General features: G+C 68.3%; 1 protein-coding gene. It reads right to left on the bottom strand.

The genetic code is table 11. The features are described from left to right. Positions 1-35 precede the first annotated feature (35 nt). Positions 36-1,130 carry an IS630 family transposase gene (locus tag ACFPL3_RS41980; protein WP_379591033.1) on the bottom strand — a complete coding sequence of 365 codons (1,095 nt, stop codon included), beginning with the start codon at positions 1,128-1,130 and terminating at the stop codon, positions 36-38. Positions 1,131-1,280 lie beyond the last annotated feature (150 nt).

Below are 1,280 nucleotides of genomic sequence, written 5' to 3'. Positions count from 1 at the left end.
CTAGTGCGTTGGCCACATACGTTCGCCGGGTTTGATCACGCGGCGGCCGCGGCTCGGGGGCGGCCCCAGCGTTGCTGGCGTTCGCTGCGGACACGGGCTCGTTCTCGGCGTTGCGCGGCCAGGACGTCGGGGTGACGAGCGTTGGCGTTGCGCCAGCGCAGGTAGGCCTGCAGCCGCCGGGCCAGGACGGTGTGGTTGGGGTGGTTCGAGGCGCCCATGACGAAGGTGCGCAGCGGCCCGAACTGGGCCTCGATCGGGTTCGCCCAGGAGGCGTAGGTCGGGGTGAAGCACAGCTCGACCTTGTTGCGGGCCGCCCACGCTCGAACCTTCGGTGTCTTGTTCGCCGATAGGTTGTCCATGATCACGTAGATGGGTGCGCCGTCCGGGCAGGCGGCTCGGATGGACTTGAGCGCGGCAAGGGTGTGATCACCGCCTTTGCGGCGGCGGGTCACGCCCCAGAGTTGGTCATCGCCCAGGCTGTAGCAGCCATGGAAGTAGCGGATCCCGTGCGTGCGGGTGTAGGTGGCGGGTAGCCGGGTCGGCTTCTTCTCCGGCGCCCAGCCCGAACCGTGGCAGGGGCGGATCGACAGCGGCCCGAACTGGTCGAACGCGAAGCACCGGTCGAGATACCGGCTGGTCACCTCCTCGATCCGGTCCAGTTTCACGTCCTTGTCCGGATCCCTGGACTCCTTCCAGGTGCGGGTCCGCTGGAACGACACCCCGGCCTCACGCAGGATCAGCCGCAGCCGCTCGCGGCTGATCACGATCCGTCGTTCGTGGCAGCGGCTCAGGTGCGCGACGAGTTTGCGGATGCTCCAGCGCGTGAAAGGGCACCCGAGCTTGTCCGGTCGGGTGGTGGCCGTCGTGACGATGAATGTGATGTCGTCGTCACTGATCAGGCGGGGACGGCCTCCCGCCCACTGAGGGTCCAGCGCGGCCAGCCCCCGCTCGTTGAACGCGTGGATCACGTCCCGCACAGTGTCCTCGTCGGCAGCCACGAGGCGAGCGATCGCCGGCACCGGCGTCCCCGAGGACGAAGCCATGATGATTGTCGCCCGACGGACTCGGATCGGGTTTCCCCGCCCGCGGCGCACGATCTGAGTCAGCCGCCGACCTTCCTCGTCGGTCAACCGTCGCGCTCTGACCGGTTCTGCCATCCGAGACCCACTCCCGCCACTGACCCGCTGTCGACACCGACAGTGAAGCCCTCGCCCCGCCAGTCAGGGACGTTGCCCGGCGTGTCGCCAACCCGGTGAACGTTCATGGTCAACGCACTAGCG

This window comes from Pseudonocardia zijingensis, from assembly GCF_042657305.1.
Lineage (GTDB): Bacteria > Actinomycetota > Actinomycetes > Mycobacteriales > Pseudonocardiaceae > Pseudonocardia > Pseudonocardia zijingensis.
This window is presented reverse-complemented; position numbering and strand designations above follow the sequence as displayed.